The 16,925-nt window shown below is 63.5% G+C and carries 18 protein-coding genes, 1 tRNA gene and 1 pseudogene; 5 read left to right on the forward strand and 15 right to left on the reverse strand.

Annotation, left to right across the window (positions count from 1 at the left end):
- Together Q2941_RS32200 and Q2941_RS32205 are read left to right on the forward strand one after the other, a co-directional pair.
- Positions 1-926, forward strand: a 926-nt coding sequence (locus tag Q2941_RS32200; RefSeq protein WP_458194928.1) for an IS110 family RNA-guided transposase, incomplete at its 5' end; no start/stop codon positions are given.
- 642 nt (positions 927-1,568) lie between these two features.
- On the forward strand, positions 1,569-1,712 hold the full coding sequence (locus tag Q2941_RS32205; protein ID WP_458194929.1) for a hypothetical protein: 144 nt from the start codon (positions 1,569-1,571) through the stop codon (positions 1,710-1,712).
- Between the two features lie 269 nt (positions 1,713-1,981).
- On the opposite strand, the pseudogene Q2941_RS32210 reads toward Q2941_RS32205, so the two are convergent.
- From Q2941_RS32210 to Q2941_RS32225, 4 genes and pseudogenes are all read right to left on the reverse strand, one after another.
- Positions 1,982-2,329 (reverse strand): annotated as a pseudogene (locus Q2941_RS32210) (IS110 family transposase); the annotation flags it as partial.
- Positions 2,330-2,508: 179 nt separating this feature from the next.
- A tRNA-Arg gene (locus tag Q2941_RS32215) sits at positions 2,509-2,585 on the reverse strand.
- A gap of 133 nt (positions 2,586-2,718) precedes the next feature.
- A complete protein-coding gene (locus tag Q2941_RS32220; RefSeq protein ID WP_458194930.1) occupies positions 2,719-3,228 on the reverse strand; it encodes a hypothetical protein in 510 nt (169 codons plus the stop codon).
- A gap of 160 nt (positions 3,229-3,388) precedes the next feature.
- A complete protein-coding gene (locus tag Q2941_RS32225; RefSeq protein ID WP_035663915.1) occupies positions 3,389-3,934 on the reverse strand; it encodes a hypothetical protein in 546 nt (181 codons plus the stop codon).
- Between the two features lie 232 nt (positions 3,935-4,166).
- Between Q2941_RS32225 and Q2941_RS32230 the strand changes: the two genes are divergently transcribed.
- Positions 4,167-4,550 (forward strand): VOC family protein, encoded by a 384-nt coding sequence (locus tag Q2941_RS32230; RefSeq protein ID WP_027525979.1) that lies wholly within the window; start codon positions 4,167-4,169, stop codon positions 4,548-4,550.
- Positions 4,551-4,619: 69 nt separating this feature from the next.
- Here the strand turns inward: Q2941_RS32230 and Q2941_RS32235 are convergent, their stop codons facing one another.
- Positions 4,620-5,138: a hypothetical protein gene (locus Q2941_RS32235; protein ID WP_027525980.1), complete on the reverse strand. Its 519-nt coding sequence runs from the start codon at positions 5,136-5,138 to the stop codon at positions 4,620-4,622.
- A gap of 248 nt (positions 5,139-5,386) precedes the next feature.
- On the opposite strand from Q2941_RS32235, the gene Q2941_RS32240 reads away from it, so the two are divergent.
- Positions 5,387-5,737: a GrlR family regulatory protein gene (locus tag Q2941_RS32240; RefSeq protein WP_027525981.1), complete on the forward strand. Its 351-nt coding sequence runs from the start codon at positions 5,387-5,389 to the stop codon at positions 5,735-5,737.
- 7 nt (positions 5,738-5,744) lie between these two features.
- On the opposite strand, the gene Q2941_RS32245 is transcribed toward Q2941_RS32240, so the two are convergent.
- From Q2941_RS32245 to Q2941_RS32280, 8 genes are all read right to left on the reverse strand, one after another.
- On the reverse strand, positions 5,745-8,432 hold the full coding sequence (locus tag Q2941_RS32245; RefSeq protein WP_458194931.1) for a PAS domain S-box protein: 2,688 nt from the start codon (positions 8,430-8,432) through the stop codon (positions 5,745-5,747).
- 89 nt (positions 8,433-8,521) lie between these two features.
- Complete coding sequence (locus Q2941_RS32250; protein ID WP_458194932.1) at positions 8,522-9,439, reverse strand: DMT family transporter; 918 nt, start codon at positions 9,437-9,439, stop codon at positions 8,522-8,524.
- 81 nt (positions 9,440-9,520) lie between these two features.
- A complete protein-coding gene (locus tag Q2941_RS32255) occupies positions 9,521-10,318 on the reverse strand; it encodes an NUDIX hydrolase (protein WP_458194933.1) in 798 nt (265 codons plus the stop codon).
- 4 nt (positions 10,319-10,322) lie between these two features.
- Positions 10,323-11,276: a dihydrodipicolinate synthase family protein gene (locus Q2941_RS32260; RefSeq protein WP_458194934.1), complete on the reverse strand. Its 954-nt coding sequence runs from the start codon at positions 11,274-11,276 to the stop codon at positions 10,323-10,325.
- Between the two features lie 105 nt (positions 11,277-11,381).
- Positions 11,382-12,260: an SDR family oxidoreductase gene (locus Q2941_RS32265; protein WP_458194935.1), complete on the reverse strand. Its 879-nt coding sequence runs from the start codon at positions 12,258-12,260 to the stop codon at positions 11,382-11,384.
- Between the two features lie 123 nt (positions 12,261-12,383).
- Complete coding sequence (locus tag Q2941_RS32270; protein WP_458194936.1) at positions 12,384-13,244, reverse strand: MaoC family dehydratase; 861 nt, start codon at positions 13,242-13,244, stop codon at positions 12,384-12,386.
- Between the two features lie 200 nt (positions 13,245-13,444).
- A complete protein-coding gene (locus Q2941_RS32275; protein ID WP_458194937.1) occupies positions 13,445-13,834 on the reverse strand; it encodes a Zn-ribbon domain-containing OB-fold protein in 390 nt (129 codons plus the stop codon).
- Entirely contained in the window at positions 13,834-14,991 is a 1,158-nt protein-coding gene (locus Q2941_RS32280; protein ID WP_027525988.1) for a thiolase domain-containing protein, read from the reverse strand. The genes Q2941_RS32275 and Q2941_RS32280 overlap by 1 nt, the downstream gene beginning before the upstream one ends.
- A 455-nt stretch (positions 14,992-15,446) precedes the next feature.
- Here Q2941_RS32280 and Q2941_RS32285 point away from each other — a divergent pair, with 455 nt between their 5' ends.
- Positions 15,447-15,935, forward strand: coding sequence for a lysozyme inhibitor LprI family protein (locus Q2941_RS32285; RefSeq protein ID WP_458194938.1), 489 nt, complete (start codon positions 15,447-15,449; stop codon positions 15,933-15,935).
- Positions 15,936-15,951: 16 nt separating this feature from the next.
- On the opposite strand, the gene Q2941_RS32290 is transcribed toward Q2941_RS32285, so the two are convergent.
- Together Q2941_RS32290 and Q2941_RS32295 are read right to left on the reverse strand one after the other, a co-directional pair.
- Positions 15,952-16,530: a hypothetical protein gene (locus tag Q2941_RS32290; RefSeq protein WP_458194939.1), complete on the reverse strand. Its 579-nt coding sequence runs from the start codon at positions 16,528-16,530 to the stop codon at positions 15,952-15,954.
- A 123-nt stretch (positions 16,531-16,653) separates the two neighbouring features.
- Entirely contained in the window at positions 16,654-16,923 is a 270-nt protein-coding gene (locus tag Q2941_RS32295; RefSeq protein ID WP_458194940.1) for a hypothetical protein, read from the reverse strand.
- Positions 16,924-16,925: the final 2 nt, after the last annotated feature.

The raw sequence follows: 16,925 nt of genomic DNA on the forward strand, positions 1-16,925 counted from the left end.
CCGGACGCGATGGCTTTTGGCTGGCCCGCTGGCTGCGCATCCGCAGTGTTGAGGCTCATGTGATCCACCCTAATAGCATTGCGGTGCCACGCGAACATCGACGCGCAAAGACAGATCGCCTCGATACGGAACTGCTGCTGCGCGCCTTACTTGGATGGCTGCGCGGAGAGAAGCGTCACTGCAGCATGGTCGCGATCCCAACGATCGAAGAGGAGGATGCCAAACGGCCGAACCGTGAGCGAGACAGCCTCGTCACTGAGCAGACGCGGATCGGAAACCAAATCAAGGCGATCCTCACCCGCTTTGGCATTCGTAGGTTTCGGCTGAAATTGCGCAAAGCCGAGCAACAACTCAAAGAGCTGCACTCGGCGGAAGGATCACTTTTGCCGGAAAACACCCGTGCAGAGCTGTTTCGTCACCTCGCACGTCTGCACATGGTGCGTGAGCAAATCCGAGCGATCGAGAAAGCACGCCTGCAGAAGCTCGAAGCTGACCGCGATAAAAAGAAAAGCCCACACGCAATGGTCCATCTTATCGCACGGGTCGTCGGCATCGGCGTTGAGACCGCAGACATGCTGGTTAACGAGGTCTTCTCGCGCCAGTTCCGCGACCGTAAGGCGGTCGCTCGCTACGCCGGTCTTACCGGCTCCCCGGACGAGAGCGGCAAACGCCGGCGTGAGAAGGGTCTTGCCCGCGCCGGTAACGCTCGCGTCCGCACCGGTATGATTCGATTGGCGTGGCGTTGTCTGAGGTTCCAAGAGGGCAGCGCCCTGGCTCAATGGTTTCAAACCCGAACGGCCGACGGGCGCGGTAACACGCGCAAGACCATGATCGTTGCGTTGGCGCGCAAGCTGCTCATTGCACTCTGGCGTCTGGTCACAACAGGCGAAATGTCGGACGGCATTGTCCTGCGTCCTGCGTCATAACCGATACTTCGAAGGGGGAAAGGAGATCAGATAACAGCACGGCAGTTTTGGCGGGCCGTGTAGGTGGTCTGCCGATGACGATCCGAGGCGGTGGTGATTCGCTTTTCACAATGGCTTTCAAGCCGCGATCAAGGATGGACCCGCCGCCCCGGAGCTCGCCGCCGATGCGCATGATTGCATCATGGTGCGATCCTCGAAGGGTCGACCGAATACAAGGCTGCGGCGCGATCAGCGCCTGATAACGAGCTCGCCTCGGATTTTGTCGCCGGTGCCAATGCCGCTGTACACGTGACGTCATGCTTACGGGTAAGACGACGCCAACGGCGTGTGAAGATGAAGATCGTGAACTTCGCCGCCAGGCCATTCTTGGAATGGCGCATTATCGCTCGGCACGCGCTTTCGCCGTCAATCCCGCGCGCCAAAAGGCGTGCCCCTTGCGGGCTGCGGGGATTGACCGCTCAGCGCGGCCAAGCAAGGGGGGCCCTTCATGCCGAGAATGGAAGGAAGCGCCTTGCTGACACCCAAGCAACCGGAGGGACTCGACAAGTGGATAGAGAGCAGCGTGTGAGGAAGTTTACCCTTGACAAGGAAAGCCCCATACAAGGTGAAGAACCGCAGCCATCCGGCGGTGGAGCGAGAACTGTGATCGTCTTCGTCTTCGTTAACACCGCCAAGCAGGTCGGCGACAAGGACCACAACGTGTTCGCCGATGTGGAAGCCGCCGAGAAATGGTTCGAAGAGAACGACCCCGAGGGCGTGGCGTTCGAGTATGAGGTTCTGGAGTGAGAGCTGCCGTTATCGCGGAGCTGGTTCGCGCTATGCGTTCCGCTCTCCAGCTGAGGAAAAACACCGGCTGTTAGGCCATGATAGCCTAATCATCTCGATGGGCACCAAGTCGCAAAGCCCGACACCTTCAGCGCGCCCTCACCTCGTGGCTCCGACCGCCTTCGTTGGCAACGATCCTTAGGATTCGCCCGCGCGGGCCACCGAGTCGCTGTGGGTTGTCCTGATCGCCGGATCGACCGGCGCGCTCGATGAAGCATCAGGCCGCTCTATTGCTCGACCGTCTTGGTCGGCACGAACCGCATGTTGGGTCTCGTGACCGCCTCGCAAATCGCCTCCGCATCGGTGGTGTCGTTCTTCTGCCGCTTGACGTAGGGCTTCACATAGGCGGGAGGCATCAACCGCACGGTATGCCCCAACGCCTGCAGTCCGCGGGACCAATAATGGGATGACGCGCAAGCCTCGATTCGTACCAGGCACGGCGACAACTTCTCAAAGAAGGACAGCACGAAACGGCGCTTGAGCTGGCGGCGGATCACCACCTGACCGGTTCCATCGACGCCATGCACTTGAAAGACCGACTTCGCGATATCCAGACCAATCGTCGAAATTGACTGCATAGGCTGCTCCTCCGAATCGTGGGAGCCTCAAACGGCGCCCACTCCTTGGCACTCTCGTGCCCGTGGAGGAGCCGTCCACAGCATCAAAAGTGGACCCAAAGGGCAATTTTCCGCGCTGCCAGCAGCGAAAATCCGTCGCCTGAAATCTATGTACCATCCTGAATTTGCTTGTATTTTACTGGCGCGCTCGGAGAGATTCGAACTCCCGACCCTCGGAATCGAAATCCGATGCTCTATCCAGCTGAGCTACGAGCGCATCCTGCCCGGGACCGGGCGGGTTCCGAGTTTCGTCGGGCTGGGGCGCCCGACCGTTCGGATGCATTGGGATTAGCAGAGAGGCTTGGCGAGCAAAAGCCCCACCTGCCCCATCCGGGCAGGTCGAAGGACATTCACCAGGTCGTGTTGAAGAGGCCGAAATAGGGCTGCTGCGCCACGCGCATCGGCCTGCCAAATGTCGGCTGGCCAAAACCATAATAAGTCGGCTGCCCATAGTAGTAGGGCTGCGGAGACCGCCTGGCGACCTTGCGCTTCGGCTGGACCGGCTTCTTGACCGACGCCGCATCGCCCTTCGGTTCCGTCGGGACGAATTGGGCGAAGGATTCGCGAACCCTTGCCTTGGCTGACATTTCGCCTGCCGGGGAGACGTTCGGCTGGGCGGGCGGCTGCGGAGCAACGCTCGCAGTATTCACCGGCGCGGTCGATGCAACCCTCGGCTGGCTGGTATCGAGCACCACACGTTCCGGCAGCTTACGATCCGAGCGTATCCGGATCAGCGGCGCCTCGTTGCTGGATGTCACGATGCTCTGGCCGACCGGCCCTTCGGGCAGCGCGAGATTCACGACCAATAGCAGCGCAAGCAATGCGCCGCCGACGAACACAAAATACCGAAGGATGGGCATCTGGCAGCGCTCCACCCGCACAACAGCACACGGGCCCTTCGCCTCAACCGGCGATCCTTTAATTGGTTCCTGTGCCGCCCGTCCGGTTCAACGACAACGCGAACTTTTTTCGTGATCGGCGGCGTGACGGTAACTTTTCCGCTACCGCGACAAACCGCCTTTAGACACGTCGCGCCGCGGCGAGCGAACACTTGGCCTGACTGGCGTTCACGTTAACGAAGCCGATTGGCACATGCGCAAAAGTCTTGCGGCTTTTCATGTTTACGGTTTCGGCAAGCACGCGCCTGCGATCGGTGAGATGGCTGCCGTCACGGCGGGTGAAGGCGCAGACGATCTCCAAATCCTTCACGGCGTAGTCGTTGTCATTTCGCAGCGTGAAGGTGACCAGCGCCCGCGATCCGAGCCCGCCACGGCGCCAGGATTGCGACGAAATCCGCAGGCGATCGAGCCCGGCCGGCACTGATGCCTCGGTCGTTGCTGCTGCCGGTGGCACAGACTGCGCAGGCTCCGGCTGGACGGTTGCCAACTCGATCCTGTCGCTCTCATTGCCTTCGGACGCGGACATCAGCCCCCAGGCGCCTCCGCCGACCAGCACCGCTGCCGCAAGCCACAACGGGCTTCTTCGCCTCACTGAGAACGCCGGTCTCAGCAACGCACCGAGTTTGACGAGACCGTTGAGATCGACGCGATAGAGCCTTGCGAGCATGGATGCGTCACCCGATATGCGACGACGCGCGTCTCGCGCCTGCCGTCTTCCTCCCTGGCGCGCCAATACGGTCGTCCCGCGGCGCTTGCCTAGACCAATCCTTCAACCCACAAGCCAGATTTGGGTTCCCGTGGGCAGCAGAATCTCGGGTAACAGGAATGCGCAAGTGGCGATCGACCGAGGGGACCGCTAACATGACCACGACGCCGCAAAGCCCGACGGGAGGAATGAAATGCCTGTAGTCACCTGGGATCATGTCCATCTGCGCAGCCCCGATCCGGAGGCGGCGGCGGCTTGGCTGCGGGACGTGCTGGGTGGCGAAATCGTGCGCGGCCCGGCGCGCATCGACGTCAAGCTCGGCGGCGCCAACATCTTCATTGCACCGCTCGAGCCCGGCAAGCCCATGAACCCGCCCCCGCCTCATCCCCATCAGGGCCTCGACCATTTCGGCGTCACGGTGAAGGACATCGATGCCGTCGCCGCCGAGATGAAGGCGAAGGGCGTTGAGTTCACGCGCGAACCGACGACGATCCGGCCCGGTGTTCGCGTCTGCTTCATCCGCGGCCCCGAAGGTATTTCAGTCGAGCTACTCGAGCGCGACAAGAAATACACCTGATCCTGCGGCGTGCAACATCACCCAATCCATCCACCGTAGCTCCTCCGAGCTACGCTGGATCGGACATCGTCAGGTCATGCTGCCCGGCATGAAGCAGCGGATCGTGACACCCATGTAGCCGTAGATCGGCCATACCATGGTGCGCCCGACCCGGTTCGGCTCCGAAATCACGGCTTCTTCCGGGACATCGACCCACACCAGCTCCTGCTGCTGGCCGTAGATCATGAAGCCATAGCGCGGCACGCGGACACGATAGTGCCCGTCCTTGCTTTCCCAGTCGGAATCCGAGATCGCCGACCCGTCGGCGTCGGAGCAACACGGCCCCTTGCCACTGCGCAAGCCGTCAAACCAGGCCTTCAATTCGGCATTGGTGTTGACGAATTGGCCGCGGTCGCGTGCGTGCCCGAAGGGGGCCGCAAGCGCCACCAGGAGTATGGCACAACCGAGTTTCGCCGCGCGTCTCCAGCGCGTTGAACGGCCGATCTGCCCATGACCGGGTTCACAACGGCTTGCTTCACAACTGACATTGTCTAGATGCGCACTGCATAGACGCGGCTCATCGCCGCCGGAATTGATCCAGTTGATCACGTTCGTCTTGCTCCAGCACCCCGCGGCCGGTGCAACTAGGGTTTATGCATTTCGCGGGCCAACTTGATTCGCTTCACATGGCCTCGCTGCTTTATGAGGCCGTCATACCCCTGTCATGCGCAAGCCGGGACAACTACGGCTTGGCGCCCGGGCCGCGGGCGAACTCCCGCGTTGCACGAAGGATGGCGCTTTGGCATAAACATCGGACCGGCGCGCCACGGGGCGAAGGCAGCCGGCCGCGGGACGTCATGAAGAATGGTCTTTATTCGATTCACGTGACGCTGCTCGATGGACGCGTCGGCAAGGGCAGCGGCGTAATCCTGTTTCGCGACGGTCAAATTCTCGGCGGCGATGCCTATCTCTATTACACCGGCAGCTACACGGTGAGGGACAACACCTTCAAGGGCGAGGTGCTGGTACAGCGGCACACCTCTCCGCGCGGCGACGACAATCCCCTGTTCGGCGGTCCAGCGCCGGTCGGCATCGGCGTCAGCGGCATCTTCACCGATTTGCGCGCGGAGATGACGGGAACCGCGCTCGTCGGCAAGGCGAGCCTGATCTTTGGCGCCACGCTGCGCAAGCTCGCAGACATCGATTAGCGACGCGCTATTCCGCGGCCTGCTCCAGCGGCGCGACGCGCGGCAGGATCATCTGGATGCGCGTACCGCCGCCCGGCTCGGAGTCGAGATCAAGGCGCCCGCCAAGCCGGTTGGTGACGATACTGTAGACGATGTGCAGGCCGAGGCCGGTGCCGCCCTGGTCGCGTCGCGTCGTGAAGAACGGATCGAAGGCACGGCGGCGGACGTCGAGCGACATGCCGCAGCCATTGTCGGAGAAGATGATCTCGACATTGTCCTTGCCGGATTCGCGTACCTGGATGTCGATGAGGCCTGGCCGCCCGTCCGGAAAGGCGTGCGCGACGGAATTGAGGAACAGGTTGGTCAGCACCTGGCCGTACGGGCCGGGATAGCTGTTCATGATCAGGTTGGGCTGGCACTCGACATTGAGCGTCAGGTTGTGCTTACGCAGGCCCGGTCGCAGACTCAGCACCACCTGCTCTGTGAGATCGGCAAGATCAAAGCTGCGCTGATCCGAATAGTTCCGGTCGGCGGCCACCTGCTTGAACGACTGGATCAGCTCGGCGGCACGGTTGAGATTGGCGACGAGCTGCGAAGACGCATCGCGGCTGGTGTTGAGATAGTCGTTGAGTGTCGAGCGGCGCAGCTCGCCGCGCTCGACCTCGGCCGAGAACACCGCCGTCTTGCGCTCCAGCGCGGACGCCACCGTCAGGCTGATTCCGACGGGATTGTTGACCTCATGCGCGACGCCCGCGACCAGGCGCCCGAGCGCGGCAAGCTTCTCCGCCTCGATCAGCGAGGCCTGGGTCTCGCGCAGATTACGCAGCGCAGTTTCGGCGGCCTCCTTCGCTTTGCGCATCTCCTGCTCGCCGCGCTTGCGCTCGCCGATGTCGAGCGCCACGGTGACGATCCGCTCGATCTCGCCATCGGCATCGAGCAGCGGCAATTTGTTGACCAGCCACTGCCGCATGTTGCCGGAGGAATCCTCGTACTCCTCCTCGTAGAAGCCGAGACCCTTGCGGAACTTCAGCACCCGCTTGTCGTTCTCGTCGGTCTTGGCCGCGCCATAGCGCGACATCAGGTCGGCGGTGGTACGACCAAGCGCGTCACCGGGCTCGATGCCGAAGATGCCCGCCATATAGCGGTTCATCAGCACGTAGCAGAGATCGCGGTCCTTCACGTTGATGACAGCCGGCACGGTGTCGATGACCTGCTGCAGCAGCCGCCGGCCTTCGGCGATGGCGTCTTCCGCGCGCTTCTGGTCGGTGATGTCGCGCAGCGTACCCTCGTAGCGCACGATCCTGCCCTCCTCGTCGCGGACGCCGGTCGCGCTGTCGGATAGCCACAGAATGTTGCCGCTGCGCTGGCGCACCTGGTACTCGAACTCGCGCACCATGCCGTCGCGCTCCATCAGGCGCTGATATTCTTCGCGCGCCTCGGCATGGACGTAGATGGTGTGCGCGATGTCGTTGATGCTGTCGATGAGGTGGTGAGGGCTGTCATAGCCCATCATCCGCGCCAGCGCCGGATTGGCATTGAGGAGATCGCCGGCCGGCGTGGTAACGTAAATGCCGTCGACCGAGCCCTCGAACAGCTTGCGATAGCTTTCTTCCGCGAGGCGCTGCTCGGTGAGCGCGCGAACCGCCGCCTCGCGCGCGGTGTCTGCCTCTTCCAGCGCACGGCGGAACACCTCCGCGGCGCGCGCAATGTCGCCAATCTCGTTGTCGAGATCGGCGGACGGGATGGACGTGTTCTTCTCGCCCGCCGCAAGCGCGCGGATCGAGCGCGCGATCTGGGCCAGTGGACGCACCGTCCGGCGCACCACGAAACCGGCGGCAATGATGCCGATCAGCACGCCGATGGTGCCGAGCACGATGCTCTGCCACCTCGCCTCCGCGAGCGTCCGGGCGAAATCGCGCGACAGCACGTGCCCGCGTCGCGCGCTGACCTCGCGCAGCAACTCGGTGACGCGCCCGATCAGCCGTCCCTCGGTCCCCAGCACTTCGCTGTCGATATCGGCGATCTGACGTTCGCGGACCGCGACGGCGATGATGGCTTCGGAATAGTTGTTGACCGCCGATCTCAGCCTTGCATCGGCGATGGTCAAGGTCCGCATGCCTTGCGCCGCCTGCTCGGCGGCCGACGGATTGCGCGCCAGCAAGCCGAGCGCGATCCGGCTCTGAGCTTCCGACAACCGGGACGCGAGCTCCCGATCGCCGGTTTCGGCAACGGCCGTGTCGAACGCCTCGCGCAGCGGCGGCAGACCGGCGAGCAGCTGGGCACGGCGATCGATCAGGGTCGAGATCCGGTCCAGCCCGCTCCGATAGGTCGCAAGGCGCTCGGTGACCCCATCGATCATGTCCTGCTGCTCGGGAGCGAGCTCGATACGGGTCTTCTTCAGGATGTCGCTCAGGGTGGAGGCGGCTTCCCCGACCTGCTTGAACTGGATGCCGGCGCCGGGGTCCGTGACGAAATCACGTGCGGCCAGCCGCAATTCGTTCATGCGGCGGTCGATATCCTCGGCAAGGTCGCCGACGCTCTGCAGGCGCTGGAGCTCGGCGAAGGTCGAATCGATGTGGCGGATCGCGATCACGCTCGCGGTCGAGGTGACGATGATCACGGCCAGCACCAGAATGAAGCTGCCGAATGTCAGTTGGCCGATCGAGAGCGAAAACGCTCGCTTCGGGTGCGAATTCGGCATCAGTTCGGCAGGCATTTGGTCAGGACCGGACTCCATACGGCCCCAATATACGACGTATTCCACCCCCGGGGGAACATGCCTCGACCGGCCGGCGGGGCCGGTTTTTACGATACCTTAGCCATCCGCGCAGCGCTTCCCGGGATGGTCATGGCGGCGACGCCGATGACGACTGAGGCGAGCCCGATCCACGCCGTCCGGCTCAGGCTCTCGCCGAGGAACGCCACGCTGATGGCAACACCGATCGGCACGCGCAGATAGGCCTGCGCCGTGGTGCCGACCGAGCCGAGGGTCTGGATCAGGCGGAAATAGATTACGAAGGCCGCCGCGGTCGAAAACACGGCGAGCGCCAGCAGCGCGAGGACGGAACCTGCCGAGGGCGACAGCGTCCAGGGCTGCTCGATGGCGAGCGAGGCGGGCATCAGCACCGCGGCGCCCGCAAGCAGCGAGCCTGCGGCGGGCGCCATCGGATCGAGCCCCTTGAAGCCGCGGCCGAAGATGGCCGCGCAAGCGTAGCAGAGCGTTGCCGCAACGATCGCAGTCTCGGCGGCGAGGCCGCGGCCGATGTCATGGAATGCATCGACGCCGACGATCAGGCAGATGCCGGCCATCCCGGCGACGACGCCGAACAGTTTTCGCGCCGTGGTGGTTTCGTGCTGGGTCACAAGGGCCGTGAACAGGAAGGTGAAGATCGGCGCGGCCGAGTTGAGGATGGTGGCGAGCGCCGCATCGACATAGCGCTCGCCCCAGGCGATCAGGGTCCACGGAACGACGCTGTTGAGGCAGGCCTGGAAGGCGAAGCGGCGCCAGGTCGCAGGATCAGTCGGCATGGCGATGCCGCGCAGGCGCATGACCATCAGCAGCAGCGTGCCCGCGATCGCGGTGCGCGCCGCGATCAGCGTGATCGGCGCAATGGTGGCGACGCCGAGCTTGATGAAGGTGTAGGAGCCGCCCCAGAGCGTCGCAAGCAGGAGCAGCAATGCGAGCTCGAAGGTGATCGTCGATTGCCGCTGTGAGGCGTCCATGGCGCGCGTTCCGTCCGGATATGACCGGAGCGGACTCTACAGCGCCGCCAGCAAAAATAGTTCGTCGCCTATCGAAGTGTATCAGCCGAGGGCGCCGACCTCGAACACCTCCCCGTCATAGCCGGCCTCGCGGGGGATGCGGAGCTGGCGGCCCGTTTCAGTCTTCGTCATCACCGGCATCACCGTGACGATGGACATGCCGCGGGCATGCTCGAGAGCGGACGTCACCGTCGGCTGCTTGGCGAGCCGGATCAGATTGCGTGTCGTCGGGAACGGCAACTTGAACCGGCCGCTATCGCCGCCCGCCACGGCTTCGCGCGGGGAGACCCAGATCGAATCCGTCGACTCCCTTCCGTCATGGGCGCCGAGCTGATCGGGCGGCGCGGCGGCGAGGAAGAACCAGGTGTCGAAGCGCTTTGGCATGCCCTCCGGCGTGATCCAGTGCGCATAGGGCACCAGAGCATCGAGCACAAGCTGGAGGCCGTTGTCAGAGAGGATGCTGAGGAAGCTGATTTTGTGCTCGTTGAGCGCAACGCGATGAGCGTCCGCGATCGCGCCGGCACGCTTGGCGTCGACCGGCGCGGAGGAGCCCTTGTCCCGCGCCAGCAGGATGCCGCTCTCCTCGAACGTCTCGCGGATCGCGGCGATCCGGAAGCCGAGATCGTCTTCCGAAAGCCCCTCGCCGCCCGCGTAAAGCGCAGGCCGCGCGATGATCTCCTTGTCGCCGGCATCGACGCTGCCGCCGGGAAACACCAGCGCGCCCGAGTTGAACTCGATCTGATGGTGACGCACCATCATGAAGACTTCGACCTCCTTGGCTGCGCCGTCGCGCAGCAGGAGGATCGTGGACGCAGGGCGTGATGCAGCGGCTTCAAGCATGCAACTAACCTGCTGCGCTCGATTGCGGCTGGAGATTGGCGCGCTTGTCGATGCGGGCCACGCGCGACAGCAGATACTCGACCTCCGCTTTCGCCGCCGGCGTGATGGTCGCGCCGGGCTTGCGCTGCGCGCTGGAGGCGATGATGCCGCGCTTCTGGAGCACGTATTTGCGCACCGCAAGGCCGGCGCCCGGCTGCTGCTCGTAACGGATCAGCGGCAGATGGGCGTCGAACAGATCATGCGCGGCATCGCGCTTGCCTTCCTTGGAGAGGCGCACGACGTCGATCAGGAGCTCGGGGAAGGCATAGCCGGTCATTGCACCGTCGGCGCCGCGCTCCATCTCGAAGTCCAGGAACATGCCGCCATTGCCGCAAAGGATCGAGAGCGGCCGCAGCGAGCCGTCCTTCTGGAAGTTGCGCAAGGTCGAAATCTTCTCTAGCCCCGGCCAGTCCTCGTGCTTGAGCATCACGCAGTTCGGATTGTCCATGACGATCTTGCGGATCACTGCGGGGGTGAACACAACGGAGAGCGTCAGCGGATAATCCTGAAGCACCCACGGCACGTCGGGCCCGATCGCTTCGGCCGCCTGCTTGAAATAGCCGGTGATCTGATCGTCGGTGCGCAAGGACGGCGGCGGCGCAATCATCACGCCGGCGGCCCCCGCATCCATCGAGGCACGCGCCAGCGAGCGCATGGTGGCAAAGCCCGGCGCGGAGACGCCGACGATCACCTGCATCTTCTTCGCCCGCTTGACGAAGCGCACCGCCACCTGCTCGGCCTCGACGGCATCGAGCTTCGGCGCCTCACCGAGAATGCCGAGCACGGTGACGCCCTCGCAGCCGACCTGCTCGTAGAAATCGGTCAGGCGGTCGATCGAGCGCTCGTCGATCCGGCCGTCATCATGGAACGGCGTCGGCGCGATCGCGAAGGTGCCCCTGGCTTCGGCGGTCAGTTTCATAAGTCCTTATCCTCTGTTCGTCAGTCCGGGGCGGCTCGCAGAGCCGAACCCGGAATCTCTAGGTTCCGGGTTCGATGCTTCGCATCGCCACGGAACGACCATGGCCTAAAACCGCCGCGCCGACTTCTTGATCTCCTCCTCGGAGAAGAAGATCTCCGTGGCGTGATCGACGATGTCCCGGGCCTTCCAGCCCGTGTGCGGCGGTTTCCAGCCTTCCATCTCCATCATCCGCATTTCGCGCACGCCGCGGGGCCCGGATACGCCCAGCACCTTGCCGGTCTGGTCGCCCGACAAATCGCTGACCATGTATAACACGGCCGGCGCGATGCCGTCCGGCCCGAGCGCCGCCGAGGGGTTCTCCTTATAGCGGGGCAGGTCTGCGGTCATGCGGGTCAGCGCGCCCGGCGCCAGCGTCCAGATCCGGATGTTGTATTTGCGGCCCTCGATCGCCAGCACGTTGGACAGGCCCCAGATGCCACCCTTGGCCGCGCCGTAATTGGTCTGGCCGAAATTGCCGATCAGGCCGGAGGTCGAGGAGGTGTTGACGATGACGCCTCCGCCATTTTCCCGCATCCAGCGAAACACCGGCAGAGTGCAACAAAAGGTGCCTTTCAGATGCACCTTGATCACCGTATCCCAGTCGGCTTCCGCAGCCTTGGCAAACGTCTGGTCGCGCAAAATGCCGGCATTGTTGACGAGAATGTCGGCGCGGCCAAAGTGCTTGATGGCGTCGTCGAACACGGACTGACCGCCTTCCATGGTGGAGATGTCGGCGCCGTTGGCGACCGCACGTCCGCCTTCGGCCTTGATCGCGTCGACCACCTGCTGCGCCATCGACTTGTCGGCGCCGGAGCCGTCACGGGGACCACCGAGGTCGTTGACGACGACCGCCGCCCCTTCCCGCGCGAACAGCTTTGCGTAGGCCTCACCGAGCCCGCCGCCCGCGCCGGTGATCAGCGCAACCTTGCCGTCGAGTAGTCCCATGGTGGCTTCTCCCTGTTTTTTGTTGTCATTCCGGGGCAGCGCGCAGCGCTGAACCCGGAATCCAGAGGTGTGGCGCGAGATTCCGGGTTCGCGCTTCGCGCGCCCCGGAATGACGGAGATCAGCTAACCCAGCACCGTCTTGCCGTTCTTGATCACGGTGACGCCGCGCGACTTCACCTTCGCTTCGAAGGAGATCACGTTGCCGTCCTTCCACATGTCCATGGTCACGGTCTCGCCAGGATAGACGGGCGACGAAAACCGCGCGATGTGCTGGCGGAAGGCACTTGGCTCGTAGTCGGCATAGGTCTGGAGCACGCCGCGGCAGGTGATGCCGTAAGTGCACATGCCGTGCAGGATCGGCCGAGGGAAGCCGGCCTTCCTGGCGAACTCGGGATCGCTGTGCAACGGGTTGCGGTCGCCGCAGAGGCGATAGACCAGCGCCTGGTCGGGGCGCGTGGAGATGTCGACAGTTCTATCAGGCGCGCGCGACGGGATCTTGTGCGGATCGGGCTGGGTCAGGTTCGGCCCGCCAAAGCCGCCGTCGCCGCGGGCAAAGCGCGAAGCGACGAGGGTCGCGAGCTTCTCGCCCTTCTCGTTCTTCAGCACGGTCTGGTGACTGATCACCACGCCCTTGTCCTTGCCCTTGTCGTAGACCTCGAGCACCGAGGAGTCGGCGGTGATGTGAGCCGCAGGCGGCAGCGGCTGGTGGAAGGTGATGTCGCGCTCACCATCGACCACCATGACGCGGTTCAGATTCATCTCGCCCGGCCCCGAGCCCCACGCCGCGACGGACGCAAACGTCGGCACCACCTTGAGCGGCCGCGGGGTCAGCGTGCCCTCGTTGACGAACGCGAGCTCATTCTCGTCCATGGGATCAGCACCGAGCCCGATGCCATAGGCGTACAGCATCACCTCGCGATCGCTGTAGGCGTATTTCTGGCCGAGGTTTTTGAGGTTCTTCAGCTCTTCATATCTGGCGGGCATGTTTTTCGATTTCCTCCGGCTCCGCGAACGGCGGCGCCCGTCGATGTACCCTCTCCCCTTGTGGGAGAGGGCTGCGAGAACAGTATCGCGAACTCTTTTGGGTGAGGGGTTTGCCTCCACACAGAAACTCTCCCCGCGGAGAGATACCCCTCATCCGGCGCTGCGCGCCACCTTCTCCCACAAGGGGAGAAGGGAAGAAGCTAGATCGGCGTGAAGAACGGCAGCGGTGCGCCGTCGGTGGACTTCCACACCACCTTCACCTTCTGCCCGATCTTCAGCGTCGTCAGATCACAATCGACGAAGTTGGTCTGGAGCGACGGGCCCTCCTTCAGCGTGACATAGCCGATCGCATAGGGCCCGGTCGGCGACTTCCGCATCAGGCTGTAGGTGTAGATCGTACCCTCACCCGAACTCTCCTCCCAATCCGTCTTGTCGGAGAAGCAGAACGGGCAGATCGCGCGCGGGAAGTAGTGCGCTTCGCCGCAAGACGTGCAGCGCTTGATCATGAACTTGCCTTGGCGAGCCGCTTCCCAGAACGGCGCGGTCTCCGCGTTTGTCACCGGGGCTGGATACTTCTTCGCTTCGCTCATCACACGCGCTCCAGAATGGCCGTCGAGGCGGCATGGCGGACGCCCAACAATCCGCCGGTGCCGTGGGCGATGGCGAGATCGCAATTCGGCACCTGCACCTTCGGATGCGCCTCGCCGCGCAGCTGCCTGACGGCCTCGATGATCTTGGTCATGCCGCCGCGGTTGACGGGATGATTGCTGCAGAGGCCGCCGCCATCGGTGTTGAACGGCAGCTTGCCGACGCCCGAGATCAGATTGCCGTCGGCGACGAATTTTCCGCCCTCGCCCTTCTTGCAGAAGCCGAGGTCCTCGAGCTGCATGAGCACCGTGATGGTGAAGCTGTCGTAGATCGAGGCGTATTTGATGTCCTTCGGCGTGATGCCCGCTTCCTCGAAGGCTCGCGGGCCGGACCACACGCCGGCGGAGTAAGTGAGATCGAGATCCTTGCCGCCGCGTGGCCCCTTCATCGCTTCGCCATGGCCGATCAGGCGCACCTGCGGCTTCTTCAGGCTCTTGGCAATCTCCGGCGTCGTCACGATCAGCGCGCCGCCGCCGTCGGAGACGACGCAGCAATCCATCCGGTGCAGCGGATCGGAGATCATCGGCGAGTTCAGCACGTCCTCGACGGTGACGACGTCCTTCAGCATCGCATGCGGATTGTATTGCGCGTGATGGGAGGCTGCGACCTTGATCCAGGCGAGCTGCTCTGAGGTGGTGCCATAGTCGTGCATGTGGCGCATGGCACACATGCCATAGGCATTGTGGGTGGTCGCGCCATAAGCGGACTCGAAATCGAGCTCGGCGCCGGCCGCGCGCGGCGGCATCGGGCCGGTGCGCGGCTTGCCGGCGAGCGTGATCAGCGCGACCGAGCATTTTCCCGCAGCGATCGCCTCGGCCGCGTGACCGAGATGAATGATGTAGGAACAGCCGCCGGTTTCGGTGGAATCGACATGGCGCAGCTTCTTGGTGTTCAGGCCGAGATAATCGACCATCGGCCAGGCGCCGCCGGGCGCATCGCCGGCGCAGAAATAGCCGTCAACGTCGTCCTTGCTGAGCCCGGCATCCTCGATCGCGCCCTTTGCGACCTCGGCGTGGAGCTGCGCGGTGGATTTGTCCGGCGCATGCCGGGTCGGGTGCTCAAAAATCCCGGCAATGTAGGCCTTGCCCTTGATGGTCAAGTCGAGTCTCCGCTGGCGTTTCTTCTTGCAAGGTTTTTCTGACGCGCTGCGGCGGCCTTGGCAAGCGCGGAAATATTCCGTGTCGCGAGAGCGCAGCGGGTGGGCGCAAGTGCACCGAACTCCCGTGTCCCGGACGCGCTGCAACGCGCCAGCGTTGCTGCGCAGAGCCGGGACCCACGCCGCCACGCGGATCATTGCAACATGGGCCCCGGCTCTGCAGCGCACCGCTTCTGGACGATGCTTCGCATCGCCAGGGAAGCCGCTGCGCTGCGTCCGGGGCACGAGAGCTTCGTGCCAAGTCGTACAGGTGATTTGCCCGACGGCACAAGTGATTTCTTTTTTATCGAAATGAAGCCCGTTTTATCGAAATCAACCCCATGCAAAGTAGCGGTGGTGTGTGTTGCCGGCCTGGGCAGCACAACGAATAGTACCCCTCCCGGTGAACCGGCTCGCACGTGGCGACCACAAATGGCACCGGCCGACGCCATCACCGCGCGAGGGAGGCTGCACTGACCAAGGCTTCGATCGGCATTTTCTGCATCGGCGTGATCCTGCTGTTGGCCTCACGCGGCCAGGCGATCGCCGAGGACGTTGGCGTGAAGGGCTGCTTCGATCGCAGGTCGAATGCCGAGCAGCGCGACTGCCTCCACGATCTCTATCGCGCAGCGCAGGCCGAGCTCGACCAACTTTATCGGCAAACGATCGAGGACAAGACCGTTCGGGAAGCCGAAGCGCGGGCGCAAAATCCGTTGCCGCCGGGCTCCAGCTGGGCCGAGCGGATTGCCGCGAGTCAGAAGGCTTGGGAAGGCTATCGCGAAGCCGAGTGTTGGGGCGTCGTGGGACAGCCCGGCGGCTCGGGAAGCCGAACCTGGGCGTATGGCTGCCTCGCGGAGAAGACGTTCGAGCGGATCAGCGAACTGAAGGTGCCGTTCGATCAGCGATAATATCCAAGCTTCAAAGTTACTGGCAGGGCTCTGGCTCAAGGACCATGGGCTTGAAACCCGTCGACAGCCAAATGACTTTGCCGGCCTGCGTGTTGAAGAGGATGGAGCGTTTGTGGTCGAGACTCTCCACCTCGATCAGATATTCAGGAGAATATTCGCTCGTCGCGCTCTTCGGATTCTGCTCTGTCTTGGTGTCGGCCGTATCGCTTCCGCCGCGATCATAGAAGCCCAAAGTCTTCTTCACCTGCCCATAAGCAACACGGATGTCGTCCTCCGTGGCGCCAATTCCAAGGCCGTGCGTGTCAGCCACCTGAGGCACCTTCCCATCCGAGTTATAAACCTGGATGACGGTGATCCTGCCGTGCTCAATGACGTAACCCAGGCCCGGGTCCTGTCCGTCGGCGCGCCAGGTCACGTAGCATTGGTCATCTTCGAAGGGGAGTTGCCGAGGCAGCAGCTTTGTCTTCAGCGCTTGCTCGGCCGCTTTCACGTCCATGCCCAGGCGGACCGGACCGACGCCCTCCCACGACAAGGTTTCGGCAGCGGCCGGCGTCGTCAGCAGCCAGGCTGACATCATCAACAACGCACGCCGCATTCACTCCCCCCGAAGCCCGGTATCGATCGCGATCAACTTGTAGCCCGCATGGAGCGAAGCGCAATCCGGGGTCGTCACCCGCGGATGCATTCAGCCCGGATTACGCTTGCAGCGAAATCCGGGCTACGGGGCCTTTGCCCTCCGATAGAGCAGGTCCAGCACCGGACGCACAAAGCATCCGAGGAATGCGCCCAGCAGGCAAAGGGCGGCAATTTCGTTGTCCCACCTGAATCCGGCATGGGCCACCGCGCGAACCATCAGGACGTAGATCGCCAAGACAAGCCCGCCCGCGAACAAGACTCTCTCCCAAAAAAGCCTGGTTAGCGAGCAGATGACTCCGCACACGAAACCGAACGACAATTCGATCCAGTGGAGAGCCAGCCACTCGCTCATCA

The sequence above is a fragment of the Bradyrhizobium sp. UFLA05-153 genome (assembly GCF_054185185.1).

Excerpts from the sequence above, each read along its gene's own strand:
- Q2941_RS32240 (WP_027525981.1), top strand. The coding sequence starts at position 5,387 with ATGAAGAATGGTCTTTATTCGATTCACGTGACGCTGCTCGATGGACGC.
- Q2941_RS32245 (WP_458194931.1), bottom strand. The coding sequence starts at position 8,432 with ATGCCTGCCGAACTGATGCCGAATTCGCACCCGAAGCGAGCGTTTTCG.
- Q2941_RS32255 (WP_458194933.1), bottom strand. The coding sequence starts at position 10,318 with ATGCTTGAAGCCGCTGCATCACGCCCTGCGTCCACGATCCTCCTGCTG.
- Q2941_RS32265 (WP_458194935.1), bottom strand. The coding sequence starts at position 12,260 with ATGGGACTACTCGACGGCAAGGTTGCGCTGATCACCGGCGCGGGCGGC.
- Q2941_RS32270 (WP_458194936.1), bottom strand. The coding sequence starts at position 13,244 with ATGCCCGCCAGATATGAAGAGCTGAAGAACCTCAAAAACCTCGGCCAG.
- Q2941_RS32230 (WP_027525979.1), top strand. The coding sequence starts at position 4,167 with ATGCCTGTAGTCACCTGGGATCATGTCCATCTGCGCAGCCCCGATCCG.
- Q2941_RS32295 (WP_458194940.1), bottom strand. The coding sequence starts at position 16,923 with ATGAGCGAGTGGCTGGCTCTCCACTGGATCGAATTGTCGTTCGGTTTC.
- Q2941_RS32220 (WP_458194930.1), bottom strand. The coding sequence starts at position 3,228 with ATGCCCATCCTTCGGTATTTTGTGTTCGTCGGCGGCGCATTGCTTGCG.
- Q2941_RS32290 (WP_458194939.1), bottom strand. The coding sequence starts at position 16,530 with ATGCGGCGTGCGTTGTTGATGATGTCAGCCTGGCTGCTGACGACGCCG.
- Q2941_RS32250 (WP_458194932.1), bottom strand. The coding sequence starts at position 9,439 with ATGGACGCCTCACAGCGGCAATCGACGATCACCTTCGAGCTCGCATTG.
- Q2941_RS32260 (WP_458194934.1), bottom strand. The coding sequence starts at position 11,276 with ATGAAACTGACCGCCGAAGCCAGGGGCACCTTCGCGATCGCGCCGACG.
- Q2941_RS32275 (WP_458194937.1), bottom strand. The coding sequence starts at position 13,834 with ATGAGCGAAGCGAAGAAGTATCCAGCCCCGGTGACAAACGCGGAGACC.
- Q2941_RS32225 (WP_035663915.1), bottom strand. The coding sequence starts at position 3,934 with ATGCTCGCAAGGCTCTATCGCGTCGATCTCAACGGTCTCGTCAAACTC.